A 17,018-nucleotide genomic window follows, 5' to 3' on the forward strand; every position below is an offset into this window, starting at 1 on the left:
CAGCGGCGTCGTCGGAGGTAACCTTACCGAAGGATTTGATCGATCAAATCGGTGGATCCCGCCTGGTTGGAACGATCAAGAGCACGTCGAGGAGGACGCATGGCACTGCCGACCGTCGAGGACGTCGCCCGTGCCGCGGGCGTCTCGCGCCAGACCGTGTCGAACGTGCTCAACAGCCCGCACATCGTCCGCGACAGCACCCGCGAGCGCGTCGAGAAGGCGATCGGCGACCTCAACTACCGGCCGCACGCCTCAGCCCGCCGCCTTCGCACCCGCAAGTCCGGCACCATCGGCGTCCGGATGGACCGCGTGCTCGACGGCATCTCCGGCAGCCTGCTCGACCGCTTCCTCCACGCCGTCACCGAGCAGGCCGACGCGCGCGGCATGCGCATCCTCCTCTACACGGCGAAGAGCCCGGAGGAGGAGATCGAGCGGATCGGACGCCTCCGCGACGGAGCCGACGTCGACGCCTTCGTACTCACCTCCACCTTCTACGGCGACCCCCGGACCGCCTGGCTGATCGAGCAGGCCGTGCCCTTCGTCACCTTCGGCCGCCCCTGGGGCGTCGACGACCGCAACGACCCGCAGCACCTCTGGGTCGACGTCGACGGCGCCGCCGGGCTCGCCCAGGCCACGGCGCACCTCGCCGACAGCGGCTGCTCCCGCATCGGCTTCCTCGGCTGGCCGAGCGGATCCGCGACCGGCGACGACCGCCGCAGCGGCTGGGAGCGGGTGCACCGCGAGCGGTTCCCCGACACGCCACTGCTCGCCGCCTCCTCCGAGGACGACGTCCAGCAGGCCCGGATCGCGGCCATCGAGTTCCTCCGCGCGACCCCGGAGCTCGACGGGCTGGTCTGCGTCTCCGACTCGCTCGCGCTCGGCGCCTCGATGGCCGCCGTGGCCGTCGGTCGGCCCTCCCTCCCGATCGTCGGCTTCGACAACACCCCCGTCGCCGCGGCCGTCGGCCTGCCGAGCATCGAGCAGGACCTCGACGCGGTGGCCGCGGGCGCGCTCGAGCTCCTGCTGGGCGAGCGCGGCGACGACGTCGTCCACCGCTCGCTCGCTCCGGGCGAGGCCCACCGCCTGATCGAGCCCCACCTCGTGCTCCGCACACCCCTCCACCACCCCGCCGACTGAGGCGCCGTCACTCCGACCGGCGCCCCTCCCCACGAAAGGCCAGACCATGACCCCCACCCACCGCGCGGCACGCTGGGGTGCCGCGATCCTCGCCGGAGGCCTGCTGCTCCCGCTCGCCGCCTGCTCGAGCGGCTCCGACTCCGGTGACGCGGGCGGCGACTCCGCCCTCACCGTGATGATCGGCTCGTCCGGCGACGCCGAGACGACCGCCGTCACCGACGCCGTGAACGCCTGGGGCGAGCAGAACAGCACGACGGTCGACGTGGTCGCCGCCAGTGACCTGACGCAGCAGCTCGGGCAGGGCTTCTCCGGCGGCAACCCGCCCGACCTCTTCTACATGAGCTGGGACCAGTTCCAGACCTACGCGAGCAACCGCTACCTGGAGCCGTACGCCCAGGACGCCGGGAACGCCGACGCCTTCTACCCGGCGCTGCGCGACGCGTTCAGCTACGACGACCGGTTCTACTGCGAGCCCAAGGACTTCTCCACGCTCGGCCTCGTGATCAACACGGACCTCTGGGCGGCGGCCGGCCTCACCGACGCGGACGTCCCCACCGACTGGGCCTCGCTCGAGTCGGCGGCGACGAAGCTGACCGCGAACGGAGTGACCGGGCTCTCCTTCGGCGCCGAGTACGCGCGCATCGGCACCTTCATGAACCAGGCCGGCGGATCGCTCCTCTCGGAGGACGGCACCACCGTCACCGCGGACACCCCCGAGAACGTCGCGGGCCTGACCGAGGTGAAGACGCTGCTCACCGACGGCGTGCTGAAGTTCCCGGCCGCGCTCGACTCCGGCTGGTCCGGCGAGGCGTTCGGCAAGGGCGCGGCGGCGATGGTCATCGAGGGCCCGTGGATCAACGGAGCGCTCGCGGCCGACTACCCCGACGTCGACTACCGCGTCGCCGAGCTCCCCGCCGGCCCCGGCGGGAAGTCGACCTTCACCTTCAGCAACTGCTGGGGCGTCCCCGTCGGCAGCGCCACGGCCGAGAAGACGGAGTCGCTCGTGTCGGCCCTGACCTCTGACGAGCAGCAGCTCGCCTTCTCGGACGCCTTCGGAGTCATCCCCTCCACCGAGACCGGAGCCGCCGAGTACGCGACGAAGTACCCCGAGAACGCCGCCTTCGTCTCCGGCAACGACTACGCGGTGAGCCCGGTGGCCTTCGCCGGCGCGGCGACCGTCATCACCGACTTCAACTCGGCGCTCGAGGGCCTCGCGACCGGCGACCCGGAGTCGATCCTCGGCGACCTGCAGACCAACCTGCAGGACGCGCTCGACACGGCGAACGCGAAGTAGCCCGGCCGGGAGGCGGCGGACCCGACCGCCGCCTCCCCGTGCCCGACCGGCACGCCCCACCCCGCGCACGTGAGTCGAAGGAGACGCATCGATGAGCACCACCGCCGCCCCCCGGAGCCGCCGCTCCGGCATCCGCGGGCACGAGGCCCGCTACGGCTGGCTCTTCACCCTCCCGGCGATCGTCGTGATCGGCGTGTTCCTCGTCGTCCCGATCGGCCTCGCCCTCTGGGTCAGCGTCAGCAACTGGAACGGGCTCGGCTCGCCCCTCGGGCCGACCGCGCAGTTCGTCGGAGCCGACAACTACCGCGCGGTGCTCACCGACTCCGGCCTGGCGCAGAAGGACTTCGGCACCGCGATCCGCAACAACGTCTACTACGTGCTGCTCGTGGTGCCGCTGCAGACCGCGCTCGCGCTCTTCCTCGCCGTGCAGGTGAACCGGCGGATCCTGCGGGGCCGGGGCTTCTTCCGCACCGCCTTCTACTTCCCCTCCGTCACCTCCTCGATCGCGATCACCGTGATCTTCCTGTTCCTCTTCTCCGCCTCCGGCGTCGTCAACGCGGTGCTCGGCTGGTTCGGCGCCGACGGGCCGACCTGGATGGCCGACCCGACCGGTGTCCTGCACTCGCTCCTGGGCGCCGTCGGCGTCGACGGCTCCGGGCCGCTGGCCGCGGGCGCCCCGCTCGGCCTCACCTGGTGGGACTGGCTGTCGGGCCCGTCCGTCGCGATGTGCGTGCTGATCACGATGGCGATCTTCACCACCTCGGGCACGTTCATGCTGCTGTTCCTCGCGGCGCTGCAGAACATCGGCGCCGAGATCGACGAGGCGGCGCTCATGGACGGCGCCGGCCCGCTCCGGAAGTTCTTCTCGGTCACCCTGCCGATGCTCAAGCCCACGCTCTTCACCGTGCTGACCCTCGGACTGATCGGCACCTGGCAGGTGTTCGACCAGATCTACCTCACCGGAGGAGGGGCGCCGGGCAAGACGCTGCTCACCCCGGCGTACCTCGCCTACGAGTCCTCGTTCACGGACCTCCGCTGGGGTCAGGGCGCCGCGATCGCCTTCATCCTCTTCTTCATCATCGTCGTGCTGACGCTCCTGCAGCGGGCGCTCCTCCGCGAGAAGGGGGAGCCGCGCCGGCGCCCCCGCCGCGCCGCCCGCGCCGACGCCGCGACGACCCTCACCACGGGAGGCATCCGATGAGCACGCTGACCGAGCCCGGCACCCGCGCCCCCGAGAGCCCCGAGCCCGCCGCGCCGGTCCCGCACCGCCGCATCCGCCTCGGCGCCCGCGGCCGCGCGTCGCTGATCGGCGGCTACCTGCTGCTGATCGCGCTGGCGCTGGTGTACATCTACCCGTTCCTGATCTCGGTCGCCTCGTCGTTCAAGTCGGACGCCGACGCCACCGCGAACCCGCTGTCGCTGCTGCCCGCGACCTGGTCGTTCGCCTCCTACGAGCGGCTGTTCACCGACGTCCCGCTGCCGCTGTGGACGCTCAACTCGGTGATCGTCACCGTGTTCGTCACCGTCGGCCGGGTCTTCTTCGACTCGCTGGCCGGCTATGCGCTGTCGCGGCTGCGCTTCCGCGGACGGGGCCTGCTGTTCGCGCTGTTCATCGGAGTGATGAGCGTGCCCGCGGTGGTGCTGCTGATCCCGCGGTTCCTGATCCTCAAGCAGCTCGGCCTCTATGACAGCTACGCGGGGATGATCGTCCCGCTGATCGTGGACGCGGCGGGGATCTTCATCATGAAGCAGTTCTTCGACTCGATCCCGCTCTCCATCGAGGAGGCCGCGCGGATCGACGGGGCCGGAGTGTTCCGGACCTTCCGCTCGATCGTGGTGCCGATGGCGCGTCCGGCGATCGTGACGCTGTTCATCCTGTCGTTCCAGGGCTCGTGGAACGAGTTCTCGCACTTCGTGGTGTCTCGGCAGTCGCCGGAGCTCAACACGCTGACGACCGGAGTCGCGTCGCTCGTGTCGGGGCAGCTGGGCACCGGCAACCAGTACCCGCTGCAGCTCGCGGCCGCGGTACTGATGTCGATCCCGGTGGCCGTGCTGTTCTTCGTCTTCCAGCGGCGGATCATGAACACGACCGAGGGCGCGGAGAAGGGCTGACGCGGGGGCTCCGGAGAAGCGTCTCCGGATCATGCTGAGCGAGCATCGCGCGCGGGTGGCCGACTCGTGCCGATCGAGCAGCGCACAGGCCGCGGCCGACGCAAGCTGATCGAGCAGCGCACAGGGCGCGTATCGAGATCCGTGTCCGTGCGACGGGCCTCGATACGCCCCTGCGGGGCTGCTCGATCAGCATGCGCGGAGCGCCGCCGCTACTTCGCGAGGAACTCCAGGACGACGCGGTTCCACTCCTCCGGGTGGCTCACGGTCACTCCGTGCGGGGCGCCGTGGACGACGTGCAGCTCGGAGCCGGGGATCGCCGCGTGGGTGCGGGCGCCGGAGCCCTCGAACGGAACCGTGCCGTCGCCGTCGCCGTGGATGACGAGCGCGGGCACCGACACGTTCGGCAGGTCCTCGCGGAAGTCGGTGGTCGCGAAGGCCGTCATGCAGGCGAGCGCGGCGTGCTTGGCCGACTGCTTCGCTAGGGCGATCGCCTCCTGGCGCTGCTCCTCCGTCACCTTCAGCACGCCGTCGACCGAGAAGAAGTCGGTGGTGAACTGGTCGTAGAAGTCGTCCTCGCTCTTCGTGAGGCCCGCGGTCATCTGCGCGGCCTGCGCCTTCTCGAGCGGGCCGTCCGGGTTGTCGTCCGTCTTCATCAGGTACGGCGGGACGGCCGAGGCGAAGACGACGCTGTGCAGGCGCTCGGCGCCGTGCTTCGTGAAGTAGCGGGCGACCTCGCCGCCGCCCATCGAGAAGCCGACCAGGGTGACGTCCTGCAGGTCGAGCTCGGTGAGGAGGGTGTGCAGGTCCTCGGTGAGCGTGTCGTAGCTGTAGCCGGTGAGCGGCTTGTCGCTGCGCCCGAAGCCGCGGCGGTCGTAGGTGACGACGCGGTAGCCGGCCTCGGCGAACGCGGGGACCTGCTCCTTCCACGACTCGCCCGAGAGGGGCCAGCCGTGGATGAGGACCACGGGGCGGCCCGATCCGCCGGTGTCGTCGACGTGCAGGTCCGTGTCCTTGAAGAGTCCGTGGTGGGCGGTGATCTCGGCCATGGCGAGTGCTCCTTCCGGCGCCGACGATCGGCGTCACTTGATGTTCGAGGACGTCCCTGCGAGCGGATGGCCGGGGCGGGGAGGGTTGACAGCTCCCGTCAGTCCGCGACGACGGCCGCGGCGAGCCCCCGCAGCGTCGCGTGCAGCCCGGGGCTCATGGGCAGCCCGGCGTCGAGCACGGCGTTCGCGGCGGCGACCAGCACCGGTGCCGCGGGGGAGGAGACCACGGTGAGGCCGACGGGCGGATCCGTGTCGCCCGAGGGCCGCACGACCAGGACGAGCCGGGAGCTGGGAGCGCTCGTGCTGATCGTCGCTCCCGATCGGGCGGGCAGCACCGCGAGGGTGCCGCGGCCGACGAACTCGCGCTCCTCCCGACTGGCGACGGTGAACGCGCCCTCGAGCGGGAGCAGGAGCACCACCGACCCCGGGTCGGCGCGGGGGCTCGGGCGGAAGTCGATCGTGCCGGCCGTGTGCCAGATCCGCCGCAGGAGCACGCCCTCGGCGGCGGCCTCCTGACCGGTGACGGCGAAAGCGGGGTCGGGCCCGGCCTCGGCGTGGCGGGCCCGCAGCCAGTGCCGGGCGGAGTCGCCGCGGAGGGGCATCGGGCGGATCAGCGGATCGGACACGGCGGCTCCCGAGGAACGCGGACCTGAATCGGCCGAGACAGTGAGGAACCATCATCCTAGGAGCGGCGGGAGGCGTCGTCCCGGAGTGGCGCGTCCTCACATGCCGATGCCGCCCCGGCCGCGCTGAGCGCGACGCCGGAGCGGCATCCGAAGGGTGGTGCGGACTACTGGAATCCGCCGCCACGGTCCTCCGGGTCCTCGATCGGGTCGGAGTCGGGAGTGTCGATCGAGTAGGTCACGTGGACCGCCTCGCCGACCTCCTTCGCGGAGACGGCGTTGTAGACGAGGTGCGTCTCCTGGCCGTCGACGGCGGCGTAGACGTCGACCTCCTTCTCGTAGCCCCCCTCGGTGCTGACGCGGTTCTCGGTCTGGCCGTCGAACGGCCCGCCCTGGAAGAAGGCGAGGTAGCTCTCGCCCTCGGCGAGTGCGCGGATGTCTTTGCTCATGCCCCCAGGTCTACCACTCGGCGCCTTCCCGCCGCTCGGCCTTGCGCTCGGCGGGCGGAGGAGGGCCGGGAGCGGCGGCGGCCGTGCCGCGAGGTGGCACTGCTCGACGGGATCTCTCCGCACGCGCCGTCAGGGCACGAGCCGCTGCGTGATCGAGGCGGTCGGCCCGCTCAGCGCGATCTCTGCGAGCGCGCCGTTGACCAGGGGCATCTGCGGCGGCTGGTGCCCGGTGTCGACGTCGAGGATCACCGGCACACCGAGGTCGCCGAGAGCGCGCCGCACCGCGTCCTCCTGGCTCAGCTCGGGCAGGGACGCGCCCTCGGTCCGGCCGATCAGGACGCCGGTCGCCTGCTCGAACCACCCCGCGAGGCGGAGGGAGGTGAGCATCCGGAGCACCGAGACGGAGTCGGACCCGGCCGCCTCCAAGTAGACGACAGTCCCCTCCGGCGCGTAGCGGCGAGCGAAGCCCGGCACGTCGCCGTAGGGCGTGCCCGCGAGCAGGGACACCGTCTCGAGGCATCCGCCGATCAAGCGGCCGCGCCGACTCGGTTCGGCGGGCTACGACGTCCGCCTCCGGCCGCACGCCCTGAGTGCTCGCCATCCGACGACGCTAACGCCGCTCGCGGCGACCGGCTTCGGATGCCCGGTCCGGCGAGTACCTCCGCGCCCCTCCTGCCCCGAATTGTCGGCCGGCCGCCGAGCGCGATCGCGAGGAGGGTCAGCGCGAGTGCCGCGCCGCCCACCCACTCGCGCGCAGCGCCGGCCGCCAGGAAGAAGGACGGGGCCAGGAGGCGCACCGGAACGTGACGTCGCGGTCTCGCGCAGGCGTCTCGGCTCCGCTGCTGCCGGCGGCGATCCGCGCCACACGGCTCCTTCAGCTCGTGAGGCGGCCGATCTCGTCCTCGGAGAGGAGGCGGTCGGAGTAGAGCACGATGCGAGCCGCGGGGTCGGGGCTGTGCGCGTCGGGGCCCGCCCACCTCCGTTCGAGACCGAGTCGAGCGACCGTGCGGTGCGATCGCTCGTTCCGTTCCGCGACGACCGCGGTCACGGGGAGCTCCGGCCGGAGCCGCCGCGCCCGAGCGATCCCTGCGGAGGCGACCTCCTGGGCGTACCCCCTGCCCCAGTGGTCCGGATGGACGGTGAACGCGACGTTCCAGGCCGTGTCGGTGAGGAGGGTGCATCCGCCGATCCCGATCGCACCGTCCGCGCCGCCCTCGGGACTCCGCAGCCGGACGACCCAGCTGCTGAGGTCGTCCCGTTCCCACTGCGCCGTCCGGCGGGCGAGCACCGCCCGGGTCTGCTCGACGGAGCCGTGTCGGAGGAGGGGGTCGCCCGCCGCGATCCGCTCGTCGGAGTGCAGCCGCCACAGCTCGTCCAGATCGCTCTCGGCGGGACGGAACAGCCGGAGCCGCTCGGTCGTCTCGTCGGGGCGATCACCGGCGCCGATGCTGCTAACGCTCGCTCGAGGCGGGACTCGGGGCCATCGGGGCGGTCGCCGAGGGGTGAGGCGAGCGCGGTGACCGCGCCTGGACGTCCACCCGCTCAGCCCGTGATCAGGCCGGTGAGGCGGTCGGCGGCGGCTCCGACGGTCGAGACTGCATTGACCGTGACGAGGCAGGCGATTCCCCAGAACCAGGTGCGACCGGGTGCCCCGGCGCTGCGCCGCTCGAAGGCGAGCCACCAGGCGCCGACCACCGAGACGCACGCCGCGACCACCGAGCCGAGCGCCATGCGGACGTACTCCTCCGGTCCGGGGGAGGACCAGGCCGTGGTCGCGAGGACGATGAGCAGCGGGACCACGATCATCCCCAGTGCGCCGAGCAGCACCGCGTGGAGGTGACTGCGGGGAGGGGCCCCGGCCGTCGTCGTCGCGGTCCGCGTCCGTGTCGTGTCCATGCCGCGTCCCCCGTCGCCGCGGTCCGGTCCGCGCTGCCCCGACGCTATCCGCTCGCCGTCCCGCCGTCACCCCGCACCTCCGAGCGGGCCGCGTGCCCGGTGGCGTCAGCACCACGCCGCCCGCGCCGCCCCGGCCGAACGCCGAGAACGTAGGATGTCCGGGATGACGATCGGACGCCGCCTCTTCCTCTCGGGAGCCGCCACGGGAGTCGGGCTCCTGGCCCTCGCGGGCTGCACGCCGTCGCGTCCGACGCCGACCCGCTCCGTCACGAAGGCCCCCGTGCCCACGCCGAGCACCACCGCCGTCCCCGCGCCGGCCGCCTTCGTGCGCTCCGCCTGGGCCGAGGATCCGTACGCGCTCGGCTCCGTCTCGTACCTGCCCGTCGGCGCGACGCCGCAGCACCGCACCGACCTGGGCACCGCGGTCCTCGACCGCGTCTTCCTCGCGGGCGAGGCCACCGACACGGAGGCGCCCGGCACGCTCCAGGGCGCCTGGAACTCCGGGGTCCGCGCGGCCGCCGAGATCAGCGCCGTCGCCGACGAGGGCGAGCGGATCGCGATCGTCGGGGCCGGCCTCGCCGGAGCGGTCGCCGCACGGCGCCTGTCCGACGCGGGCTTCGACGTCACCGTGGTGGAGGCGCGCGAGCGCACCGGCGGCCGCATCGCCACCGCGACTCTGGACGGCTGGCCGATCGCCGTCGAGACCGGAGCCTGGGCCCTCACCGGCGCGGGAGCCGCCCTGCGCGAGAGCATCGCGGACGCGGGCGTCGTCACGACCGCGGTCGACCTCGCCGACGTCCGCTCGAGCGACGCCGACGGCGCGGCCCTCGACACCGGCACCACGGGCGCCGACGCCCTGACCCGTGCTCTCGAGTGGGGAGCGGAGCAGCCGGAGGACCTGGCGCTCGCCGAGTCGTTCGCCGGCTCCGGAGCGCCCGACCCCGCCGAGGCCGAGCCGGGCTCCGGCGACGGCGACGCCGCCCGCGTGGCGGCGCACCTCGCCGGGACGACCGCGCTGCGCACCGGCGCCGCTCCCGAGGAGCTCTCCTCCTGGTACGGACTGGGAGACGCCTCCGCCGCCACGACCGCGGAGGAGCTGAGCGACGACTCCGGCGACGCGCTGCTGACCGACGGGCTCGCGCCCCTGGTCGACACCTTGCTCGCCGACGTCGAGGTCTCGTTGCGCGCCGTGGTGAGCGGGATCGGCTACACGGACACCGGGGTCAGCATCCGGCTGGGCACCGGCGAGTCGTTCACAGCCGACCGGGTGCTGGTCACCGTGCCGATCGGGGTGCTCCAGACCGACGCGATCGCCTTCGACCCGCCGCTCCCGTTCGCGCAGCGCGCGGCCGTCGCGGCCCTCGGCTCCGGCGTCGTCGAGACGCTGTGGCTGCGCTTCGACGAGGCGTTCTGGGAGGCCGACGCCCCCGCGCGCTGGTCGCTCGTCGGCTCCGAGGCGGGCATCACCGAGTGGCTCAATCTTCAGCCGTCGACCGGCGAGGCGGTGCTCGTCGGGCTGGTCGGAGCGGATCAGGCCCTCTCGCTGCAGGACCTCAGCGACGACGAGCTGGTCACCCTCGCGCAGACGGCGCTCGAGCCGTTCGCCGTCGTCCCCGGCTGACGAGCTCGCGGAGCCGCGCCAGCGGCCCTTGCCACTCCGACGCGTGCGCCGCCCCGAGCGGCCGCACCCGGCTGAGCGCGAGGACGAACGCGGCGATGCCGGAGATCAGGCTCAGCACGATCACGTCGTAGAGCACGAACATCACGGGGCCGTCGACCTGGCCGGGGTCGAGGAAGAAGTACGGGTACCAGCCGATGAGGGCCCCGCGGACCAGGGTGATGACGCCCCAGACGATCGGGAAGCCGAGCACCGTCAGCGCCCCGCGCCAGGCGACCGGGCGGCGGCCGGGTCCGAGGATCCAGTCGAGGATCGCGAGCGTGGGGATCACGAAGTGCAGGAGCGCGCTCGACCAGGGCACGTCGACCCGCACGCCGCGGTTGTTGGCCTCGACCGCGATCAGCCCGAAGACGATCCCCGACACGACCATGTAGGTGAGCACGAGCGCCCGCACCGTGCTGAGCCAGCGCGGCTCCCGCTCGCGCGCGAGGGCGACCAGGCCGGACAGGCCCAGCACTACGACCCCGGCCATGTTCGACTGCGTCGTGAAGTAGGCGAAGAAGTTGTCGATCTGGAACGCGCGGAAGCCCAGTGTGTAGAAGAAGTCGCCGACGAGTCCGACCGCGCCCAGCCCGGCGAGGGCCAGGCGGAGGATCGCGAACGCCTTCCGCACACCCGCTCCGATCCGTCGCCGCTGGGCCCGGAGGGCCGGACTTCCGGACGATTCTACGGTCGCCGCGCTCGGAGCTCCCCGAGCGCGCGGCTCCGCCGGACGGGGGAGGCGGGCCCCGCGGAGGCGATCTAGCGTGAAGGAATGGTGCGCGCACAGGACGGGAAGGGTTCGGGTCGGATGTCGACGGAGGAGGCGTCCCGGCGCTGGAACGCGGTCACGGGTCCGCTGTTCCTCGCGGCGGGAGCGGTCTTCGCGGTCCTCGGGAATCCGGTCTGGCCGGTGTTCCTCGTCCTGGGGATCACGTTCCTCGGGCTGACCACCGGCCCCGGGAGGCCGACGAGCCGGAGCGGAGCGCAGGAGCCGGACCGCGATCGGTGACGCGCGCTTCGCGACGCGGACACTCGCCGGTCGCGTCGCCGGGATAGCGTGCGTGTCATGCCCTTCACGCCGAGCCACGCCGTCGTCGCGCTCGCGTTCTCGAACGGCCGGATCCCCGCCGCGGCCGTGGCCATCGGCGCGATGGTCCCGGACATCGGCATGTACCTCCCGATCGCCGTCGCCCGCGAGTCCACCCACTCCCTCCTCGGGGTCGTCACCGTCGACCTGCTGCTCGGAATGCTCGGCCTCGCGCTGTGGAGCGCGGTCGTCGCTCCGGCCTGGCGCGACCTCGCGCCCGCGCTGGTCCGCTCGCGCCTGCGTCCCCGGCGCTCGCCGCCCCGCGGGGCCGCCGCATGGATCCGCGTGCTCGTCTTCGCGGCCGCCGGCATCGCGATCGGAGCCGCCAGCCACGTGATGTGGGACGGCTTCACCCACCGGGGCGGCCTCTTCGTCTCGGCGATCCCCCTGCTGCAGCAGGAGCTCGGGCCCTTCCCCGGCTTCCGATGGGCGCAGTACGCGAGCGGCGTGCTCGGGCTGCTCGGGCTCGGGATCGGCGCGGTGGTCTGGTACGTCGGCCGCCGTCCCCGGAAGCTCCGCTCCGACGGCCGGCAGCCGGTGCGCATCGCGGCCGCGGCCGTGGTGCTCGCTGCCGCGGTGGTTCCCGCCGGGATCGTGCTGGCGGGGGCGGGCATCGATCCGCTCGACGCCGCCTACCGGGCGCACGTGGTGCGGGCGGCGATCCTGCTCGTGGGCGGCGGCGCGGCGGCCGCGGTCGCCGTCGCGGCGGTCTGGTGGCTCACCGGCCGAGGGGTGCGCGGGGCCGTCGTCTGAGACGGCGGAGGACGAGCCTGTCGTCTGAAGGGAGCACGGGCATCCGTCGCGAGGAGGATGCGCCGGTGCATAGCCCACCGATAGCGTCGGACACGGCCCGTTGGGGCGGGCCGCCTTCGGGGGAAGGCACTAAGGGGAAATCGGGGGCTCGCGGCACACGCCGCGGGCCCTCTACCCGTTTCCGGGCCCGCGTCGCCTCCGGGCCCGCGCCGGCTCAGCGCCGCTTCGAGCGCGGCCGGTTCTGCGTGGCCGGGTGCTGCGGGATGCGCGGAGCGCCCTCGCCGGCGGCACCCTGGGGGAGCGAGGACGCGGGCGGGATCGGGCGGCGGGTCACCGGGCGCACCGGCTCGCCGCGGCGCGTCTGGCCGGGGATCGGCCGCGAGCGGCGTCCGTAGATCAGCTCGGACGAGTCCAGCAGCCACGGCACCAGCGCCACCGTCACTCCGTGCACCAGCAGGAGCTTCTGGCGGATCCGCCGCGACTTGTGGTTGTGGAGGAACGCCTCCCACCAGTGCCCGACGATGTACTGCGGCATGTAGACCGTCGTGATCTCGGAGCCGTGCTCGAGGCGGTGGGCCTTGATGTACTTGATCAGCGGGTACGAGATGTCGCGGTAGGGAGAGGCCACGCAGCGCAGCGGCACCTCGATGTCCATCTGCGCCCAGTCGGCCTTGAGCTGCGCGGTCTGCGCGTCGTCGATGGAGGAGTGCACCGCCTCCAGCGTCTCGTGCCGCGCCGCGATGGCGTAGTCGAGCGCCTTCAGCGTGGGCTTGTTCATCCGGCCCACCAGCACGATCGCGTGGTCGCCGTTGGCGCCGAAGGTCGTGGTCGGGTCGACCTCGATCTCTTTCTCGACGTCGCGGTAGTAGCGGTAGACGCCGGCCATCAGGACACCGAGGATCGGCATCACCAGGTAGACGAGCCAGGCGCCGTGGGTGAACTTCGTGATCGTGACGACGACGAGCACTGCGAACGTCAGCGTCGCGCCGAACAGGTTGATGGCCAGGCTCGTGTAGACGGTGCGCGAGCCCTCGCCGTTGCGGATCATCCGCACCCAGTGCTTGACCATGCCCGACTGCCCGAGCGTGAACGAGACGAAGACGCCGATGATGTACAGCTGCACGAGGCTCGTGAGCGAGGCCTGGTAGACGAGCAGGATGATCGCGGCGACGAGCGCCAGGATGATCACTCCGTTGGAGTAGATGAGGCGGTCGCCGCGGGTGTTCAGCGACTTGGGCGCGTAGCCGTCGCGGGCCAGCACGGAGCCCAGCAGCGGGAAGCCGTTGAACGCGGTGTTCGCCGCGAGGAGCAGGACGGCGGCCGTCGCGGCCTGGATGATGAAGAACAGGATCGTGTTGTTGCCGAACGTGGCGGCGGCGACCTGCGCGATCACCGAGCGCTGCGGGGTCGTGGCGCAGTCGGCGAAGCCCACCAGATGGCAGGCGTTCTCGGCGTAGTGCACGTTCGAGAGCAGGGCGAGGGCGGTCAGGCCGACGAAGAGCACGATCGCGATCGTGCCCATCGCGACGAGGGTGCGCTGGGCGTTCTTGACCTTCGGGGCGCGGAACGCGGGCACACCGTTCGAGATGGCCTCGACGCCCGTGAGCGCCGCGCAGCCGCTCGCGAAGGAGCGCAGCAGCAGGAGGACGACGGCCGCCTGCGTGAGCTGCTCGCCCTGCACGGTGAAGCCCGCCGACTCCGCGACCGGGGTGTCGCCGAAGGCGGTGCGGACCAGGCCGACGACGACCATGACGAAGACGCTCGCGACGAAGAGGTACGTCGGGACGGCGAAGGCGCGGCTCGACTCCGAGACGCCGCGGAGGTTCACGGCCGCCAGCAGCACCACGAAGAGGATCGCCAGCTCGACCCGCAGCGGCGCCAGCTCGGGCACCGCGGAGATGATGTTGTCGACTCCGGAGGCGACCGACACGGCCACGGTGAGCACGTAGTCCACGAGGAGGGCGGCGGCGACCGTGAGGCCCGCCGTCTCGCCCAGGTTGGTGCGGGCGACCTCGTAGTCGCCGCCGCCGGACGGGTAGGCCCGGATCAGCTGGCGGTAGCTCAGCACCACCACGACGAGGAGGACGACCACGCACGCGGCCACCCAGGGGGCGAAGGTGAGGAAGGAGAGTCCGCCGAGCAGCAGGATCATCAGCAGCTCCTGCGGCGCGTAGGCCACGGAGGAGAGCGGGTCGCTGGCGAAGATGGGGAGCGCGAGCCGCTTCTGCAGCAGCTGTCCCTCGAGCTTGTCGCTGGGGAGCGGCTCGCCGATGAAGAAGTGCTTGGCGGTGCGCAGCTCGGTCGCGTCGGCCGATGATCCGTCCGCGGCGGACGGGGGGCCCTCGTGTGTCACGAGCGATGACACTACTCCGTGCGAGGGGGCAGTCAAGACGGCCGGGAGCGGACCGAGCGGAGGCTGATCTCGCGCTGTGACCGGGAGTTTCCCGGTGCGCCGGGGAGCGGCGGCCGGCGTGCTTCCGGCCGGCGCCCCGAGCGGGGGGTCAGCGGCCGTCGCGGGTCGCGGCTCCGATCAGGCCGGTGAGGCTGTCGCGGAGCGCGGTGAGCTCCTCGAGGGGGACGTCGAGCCGCTCCACGATCTGCGGAGGAACCTGCAGGGCCTGCTCGCGGAGGGCCGCTCCGGAGGGGGTCAGCGCGACGTCGAGGCGGCGCTCGTCGTCGCTGCTCCGGGCCCGCGTGACGTGGCCGCTCGCCTCCAGGCGCTTCACGAGCGGGCTGAGCGTGGCCGGCTCGAGGCGGAGGGCGGAGCCGAGGTCGGCGAGCGAGCGGGGGCTGCGCTCCCAGAGCGCGAGCATCACGAGGTACTGCGGGTGCGTGAGTCCGAGCGGCTCGAGCACGGGGCGGTACAGCCCGATGACGGTGCGCGCCGCGACGGCGAGGGAGAAGCAGACCTGGTTCTGGAGGGCGAGCGGGTCGGTTTCCACGGCGTCATCCTCTCATCGTGCCCTGATGGTTAGTACACTAAGGATATGACGCGGAAGAAGACCGGCTCCCTCTACCAGCGCTTCAACGCGCGGCTGTTCCCCTGGATCGGCCCGCCGCCGCTCGGCCCGTACGACCAGCCCGAGCAGGAGGCGCCCGCGGGGCAGGCGTGCCCGCTCTGCGGTCGGCCGATGTCCGAGCACGTCATCGACCGCTCCGGTCCGCGCACCCAGCTGTACTGCCCGAGCGACCCCTCCTGAGTCGCACGCCCCCGTTCGGGGGTCGGGGGCTTCGGGCGGCGGGGGCGGATGATGAGCGCATGTCCCGTCTGAGCCCCACCGCCGCCCGCGTCGTCCAGTACAGCCGTTTCGGCGACGCGGACGTCCTCGAGATCGCCGAGGTCGAGCGGCCGAAGCCCGGGGCGGGCGAGGTGCTGGTCGAGGTGCTTTCCGCCGGGGTGAACCACATGGAGGCGTTCATCCGGCAGGGCCAGTTCGACTCCGACCACTCCGCGGCCTTCCCGATGCGCCAGGGCACCGACTTCTCGGGCGTCGTCGTCGCGCTCGGCGAGGGCGTCACCGACATCAAGCTCCGCAGCGACGTGGTCGGCCACGCGCTCGTCGGCTCCCACGCGACCCACGTCGTGGTGCCGCGCCGCAACCTCGTCGCCAAGCCCGCCTCCGTGAGCTGGGAGGTCGGCGGCGCGCTGTTCCTCGCCGGAGTGACCGCGTGGCGCGCGCTGGAGGCCACGCATGTGGGACCCGACGACACCGTCCTCGTCTCCGCGGCGGCCGGAGGAGTCGGCAGTCTCGAGATCCAGCTGGCGAAGCTCCGCGGCGCGACCGTGATCGGCACCTGCGGCGAGCGCAACTTCGACTACCTCCGCCAGATCGGCGTGAAGCCGGTGGTCTACGGCGACGGGATCGCCGACCGCATCCGGGCCGCGGCGCCCGGCGGGGTCACGGTGTTCCTCGACAACTTCGGCGGGGAGAACGACGCCCTCGCCGACGAGCTCGGCATCGCGGCGGGCCGCTTCCACTCCAGCGACGACCGCAAGGAGATCGAGCTGCGCGCCGTCTGGCCCGACGCCGAGACCGCCCAGCGCGACACCGAGATCCTCGGCGAGCTGGTCGGCCTCGTCGGCGAGCAGAAGCTGCGGGTGCTCGTCTCGGGCTTCTACCCCTTCGACCAGGTGCAGGACGCCTTCGACGACCTCGAGAAGCGGCACTCGCGCGGCAAGATCGTCCTCGGCATGAACCCGGTCGACCCGGCGAAGGTCACCAAGGCGCGCGACATCCACGAGGCCGGCCGCTAGCCGGCGGCTGTCACGTCCGCGGGCGGGTGGCGTCGAGCGCGTCGAAGACCGCGGCGTTGAGGGAGAAGGCCAGACGCGCCTCCGCCACCATCGCGTCGAGAGCGCGCGGAGGCAGGGCCAGCTCGTCGAGCTGGATGCGGTACGCCCGCTTGAAGTGCACGGCGTTCGGGATCGCGTCGAAGCGGAAGAACGCCAGCTGCTCCGCGTCCGCGCCGTAGTGGCGGGTCATCATCGTCGCGATCGCCTGACCGCCCGAGAGGTCGCCGAGGTAGCGCGTGTAGTGGTGGGCGAGGTGCAGCAGTCCGTCGCCGTCGCCGAGGGACTCCAGACGGGCCGCGTAGCGCGCCGTCGCGTCGAGGGGGACGATCGAGGCGGGGTCGACCCCGAGAGCGGCGAGGCCGGAGCGCAGGGCTGCGACGCGGTGGACGGCGGTGTCGTGGAGCAGGGCCGGATCCTCCGGGGCGGGGCGGCGCGACTCCAGCGCCTCGTAGACGGGGAGCAGCTGTCCGAGGTAGCGCGCGAACTCGCGGAGGGAGAGCGTGCCCTGCATCAGCGCCGTGATGTAGCCGCGCGATTCGGCGTGCCTGTGCTCCTCGGAGGTGGCCTCGCGGAGTGCGGCGGCGACTCCCGGAGGCGCTGTCGGGGCGGGGGTGGAGGGGCTGTCGGTCGTCGTGGCTGCGGTCACGGTCGGCTCGTCTCGTCGGGG

Annotated in this window: 19 protein-coding genes; 9 read left to right on the forward strand and 10 right to left on the reverse strand. The window is 72.6% G+C overall.

Annotated features, from left to right (window positions below; translation table 11 throughout):
• The first annotated feature begins 99 nt into the window (after positions 1-99).
• The 4 genes from C5C59_RS11295 to C5C59_RS11310 all read left to right on the forward strand — a co-directional run bounded on the left by C5C59_RS11295 (position 100) and on the right by C5C59_RS11310 (position 4,543).
• Positions 100-1,137, forward strand: coding sequence for a LacI family DNA-binding transcriptional regulator (locus tag C5C59_RS11295; protein WP_104238716.1), 1,038 nt, complete (start codon positions 100-102; stop codon positions 1,135-1,137).
• A gap of 46 nt (positions 1,138-1,183) precedes the next feature.
• The gene (locus C5C59_RS11300; protein ID WP_104238715.1) at positions 1,184-2,431 is read left to right on the forward strand and encodes an extracellular solute-binding protein; all 1,248 of its coding nucleotides are present in this window, start codon (positions 1,184-1,186) and stop codon (positions 2,429-2,431) included.
• A 91-nt stretch (positions 2,432-2,522) separates the two neighbouring features.
• The gene (locus C5C59_RS11305; protein WP_104238714.1) at positions 2,523-3,632 is read left to right on the forward strand and encodes a carbohydrate ABC transporter permease; all 1,110 of its coding nucleotides are present in this window, start codon (positions 2,523-2,525) and stop codon (positions 3,630-3,632) included.
• Positions 3,629-4,543: a carbohydrate ABC transporter permease gene (locus tag C5C59_RS11310; protein WP_104238713.1), complete on the forward strand. Its 915-nt coding sequence runs from the start codon at positions 3,629-3,631 to the stop codon at positions 4,541-4,543. Before C5C59_RS11305 ends, C5C59_RS11310 begins: the two co-directional genes overlap by 4 nt.
• A gap of 209 nt (positions 4,544-4,752) precedes the next feature.
• Here the strand turns inward: C5C59_RS11310 and C5C59_RS11315 are convergent, their stop codons facing one another.
• From C5C59_RS11315 to C5C59_RS17590, 6 genes are all read right to left on the reverse strand, one after another.
• Positions 4,753-5,589: an alpha/beta fold hydrolase gene (locus C5C59_RS11315; RefSeq protein WP_104238712.1), complete on the reverse strand. Its 837-nt coding sequence runs from the start codon at positions 5,587-5,589 to the stop codon at positions 4,753-4,755.
• 98 nt (positions 5,590-5,687) lie between these two features.
• Positions 5,688-6,215 carry a hypothetical protein gene (locus C5C59_RS11320; RefSeq protein ID WP_104238711.1) on the reverse strand — a complete coding sequence of 176 codons (528 nt, stop codon included), beginning with the start codon at positions 6,213-6,215 and terminating at the stop codon, positions 5,688-5,690.
• A gap of 164 nt (positions 6,216-6,379) precedes the next feature.
• Positions 6,380-6,661 (reverse strand): oligoribonuclease, encoded by a 282-nt coding sequence (locus tag C5C59_RS11325; protein ID WP_104238710.1) that lies wholly within the window; start codon positions 6,659-6,661, stop codon positions 6,380-6,382.
• 129 nt (positions 6,662-6,790) lie between these two features.
• A complete protein-coding gene (locus tag C5C59_RS11330) occupies positions 6,791-7,192 on the reverse strand; it encodes a hypothetical protein (RefSeq protein WP_104238709.1) in 402 nt (133 codons plus the stop codon).
• A 343-nt stretch (positions 7,193-7,535) separates the two neighbouring features.
• On the reverse strand, positions 7,536-8,297 hold the full coding sequence (locus C5C59_RS11335; protein ID WP_258062739.1) for a GNAT family N-acetyltransferase: 762 nt from the start codon (positions 8,295-8,297) through the stop codon (positions 7,536-7,538).
• Entirely contained in the window at positions 8,204-8,557 is a 354-nt protein-coding gene (locus tag C5C59_RS17590; protein WP_258062734.1) for a hypothetical protein, read from the reverse strand. The genes C5C59_RS11335 and C5C59_RS17590 overlap by 94 nt, the downstream gene beginning before the upstream one ends.
• Positions 8,558-8,720: 163 nt before the next feature.
• On the opposite strand from C5C59_RS17590, the gene C5C59_RS11340 reads away from it, so the two are divergent.
• The gene (locus tag C5C59_RS11340) at positions 8,721-10,178 is read left to right on the forward strand and encodes an NAD(P)/FAD-dependent oxidoreductase (protein ID WP_181134887.1); all 1,458 of its coding nucleotides are present in this window, start codon (positions 8,721-8,723) and stop codon (positions 10,176-10,178) included.
• On the opposite strand, the gene C5C59_RS11345 is transcribed toward C5C59_RS11340, so the two are convergent.
• Positions 10,129-10,848, reverse strand: a complete 720-nt coding sequence (locus C5C59_RS11345) for a Pr6Pr family membrane protein (protein WP_104238706.1) — start codon at positions 10,846-10,848, stop codon at positions 10,129-10,131. The genes C5C59_RS11340 and C5C59_RS11345 overlap by 50 nt on opposite strands.
• A 141-nt stretch (positions 10,849-10,989) precedes the next feature.
• Here C5C59_RS11345 and C5C59_RS11350 point away from each other — a divergent pair, with 141 nt between their 5' ends.
• Both C5C59_RS11350 and C5C59_RS11355 read left to right on the forward strand, forming a co-directional pair.
• Entirely contained in the window at positions 10,990-11,226 is a 237-nt protein-coding gene (locus tag C5C59_RS11350; protein ID WP_146079591.1) for a hypothetical protein, read from the forward strand.
• Between the two features lie 57 nt (positions 11,227-11,283).
• Positions 11,284-12,057 (forward strand): DUF4184 family protein, encoded by a 774-nt coding sequence (locus C5C59_RS11355; RefSeq protein WP_104223752.1) that lies wholly within the window; start codon positions 11,284-11,286, stop codon positions 12,055-12,057.
• Between the two features lie 214 nt (positions 12,058-12,271).
• Here the strand turns inward: C5C59_RS11355 and C5C59_RS11360 are convergent, their stop codons facing one another.
• Positions 12,272-14,353: an APC family permease gene (locus C5C59_RS11360; protein ID WP_104238727.1), complete on the reverse strand. Its 2,082-nt coding sequence runs from the start codon at positions 14,351-14,353 to the stop codon at positions 12,272-12,274.
• Positions 14,354-14,558: 205 nt separating this feature from the next.
• On the reverse strand, positions 14,559-14,999 hold the full coding sequence (locus C5C59_RS11365; RefSeq protein ID WP_104223751.1) for a MarR family winged helix-turn-helix transcriptional regulator: 441 nt from the start codon (positions 14,997-14,999) through the stop codon (positions 14,559-14,561).
• 45 nt (positions 15,000-15,044) lie between these two features.
• Between C5C59_RS11365 and C5C59_RS11370 the strand changes: the two genes are divergently transcribed.
• Both C5C59_RS11370 and C5C59_RS11375 read left to right on the forward strand, forming a co-directional pair.
• Positions 15,045-15,257, forward strand: a complete 213-nt coding sequence (locus C5C59_RS11370; RefSeq protein WP_104223750.1) for a hypothetical protein — start codon at positions 15,045-15,047, stop codon at positions 15,255-15,257.
• A 59-nt stretch (positions 15,258-15,316) separates the two neighbouring features.
• Complete coding sequence (locus C5C59_RS11375; protein ID WP_104238704.1) at positions 15,317-16,312, forward strand: NADP-dependent oxidoreductase; 996 nt, start codon at positions 15,317-15,319, stop codon at positions 16,310-16,312.
• A 10-nt stretch (positions 16,313-16,322) separates the two neighbouring features.
• On the opposite strand, the gene C5C59_RS11380 is transcribed toward C5C59_RS11375, so the two are convergent.
• On the reverse strand, positions 16,323-16,997 hold the full coding sequence (locus tag C5C59_RS11380) for a heme oxygenase (biliverdin-producing) (RefSeq protein WP_104238703.1): 675 nt from the start codon (positions 16,995-16,997) through the stop codon (positions 16,323-16,325).
• Positions 16,998-17,018: the final 21 nt, after the last annotated feature.

The sequence above is a fragment of the Rathayibacter sp. AY1F4 genome (genome assembly GCF_002931775.1).
GTDB lineage: Bacteria > Actinomycetota > Actinomycetes > Actinomycetales > Microbacteriaceae > Rathayibacter.

What these genes read in the sequence shown, in the direction of transcription:
- C5C59_RS11295 (WP_104238716.1), top strand. Translation starts at nt 100, where the DNA reads ATGGCACTGCCGACCGTCGAGGACGTCGCCCGTGCCGCGGGCGTCTCG.
- C5C59_RS11300 (WP_104238715.1), top strand. Translation starts at nt 1,184, where the DNA reads ATGACCCCCACCCACCGCGCGGCACGCTGGGGTGCCGCGATCCTCGCC.
- C5C59_RS11305 (WP_104238714.1), top strand. Translation starts at nt 2,523, where the DNA reads ATGAGCACCACCGCCGCCCCCCGGAGCCGCCGCTCCGGCATCCGCGGG.
- C5C59_RS11310 (WP_104238713.1), top strand. Translation starts at nt 3,629, where the DNA reads ATGAGCACGCTGACCGAGCCCGGCACCCGCGCCCCCGAGAGCCCCGAG.
- C5C59_RS11315 (WP_104238712.1), bottom strand. Translation starts at nt 5,589, where the DNA reads ATGGCCGAGATCACCGCCCACCACGGACTCTTCAAGGACACGGACCTG.
- C5C59_RS11325 (WP_104238710.1), bottom strand. Translation starts at nt 6,661, where the DNA reads ATGAGCAAAGACATCCGCGCACTCGCCGAGGGCGAGAGCTACCTCGCC.
- C5C59_RS17590 (WP_258062734.1), bottom strand. Translation starts at nt 8,557, where the DNA reads ATGGACACGACACGGACGCGGACCGCGACGACGACGGCCGGGGCCCCT.
- C5C59_RS11340 (WP_181134887.1), top strand. Translation starts at nt 8,721, where the DNA reads ATGACGATCGGACGCCGCCTCTTCCTCTCGGGAGCCGCCACGGGAGTC.
- C5C59_RS11350 (WP_146079591.1), top strand. Translation starts at nt 10,990, where the DNA reads ATGGTGCGCGCACAGGACGGGAAGGGTTCGGGTCGGATGTCGACGGAG.
- C5C59_RS11355 (WP_104223752.1), top strand. Translation starts at nt 11,284, where the DNA reads ATGCCCTTCACGCCGAGCCACGCCGTCGTCGCGCTCGCGTTCTCGAAC.
- C5C59_RS11370 (WP_104223750.1), top strand. Translation starts at nt 15,045, where the DNA reads ATGACGCGGAAGAAGACCGGCTCCCTCTACCAGCGCTTCAACGCGCGG.
- C5C59_RS11375 (WP_104238704.1), top strand. Translation starts at nt 15,317, where the DNA reads ATGTCCCGTCTGAGCCCCACCGCCGCCCGCGTCGTCCAGTACAGCCGT.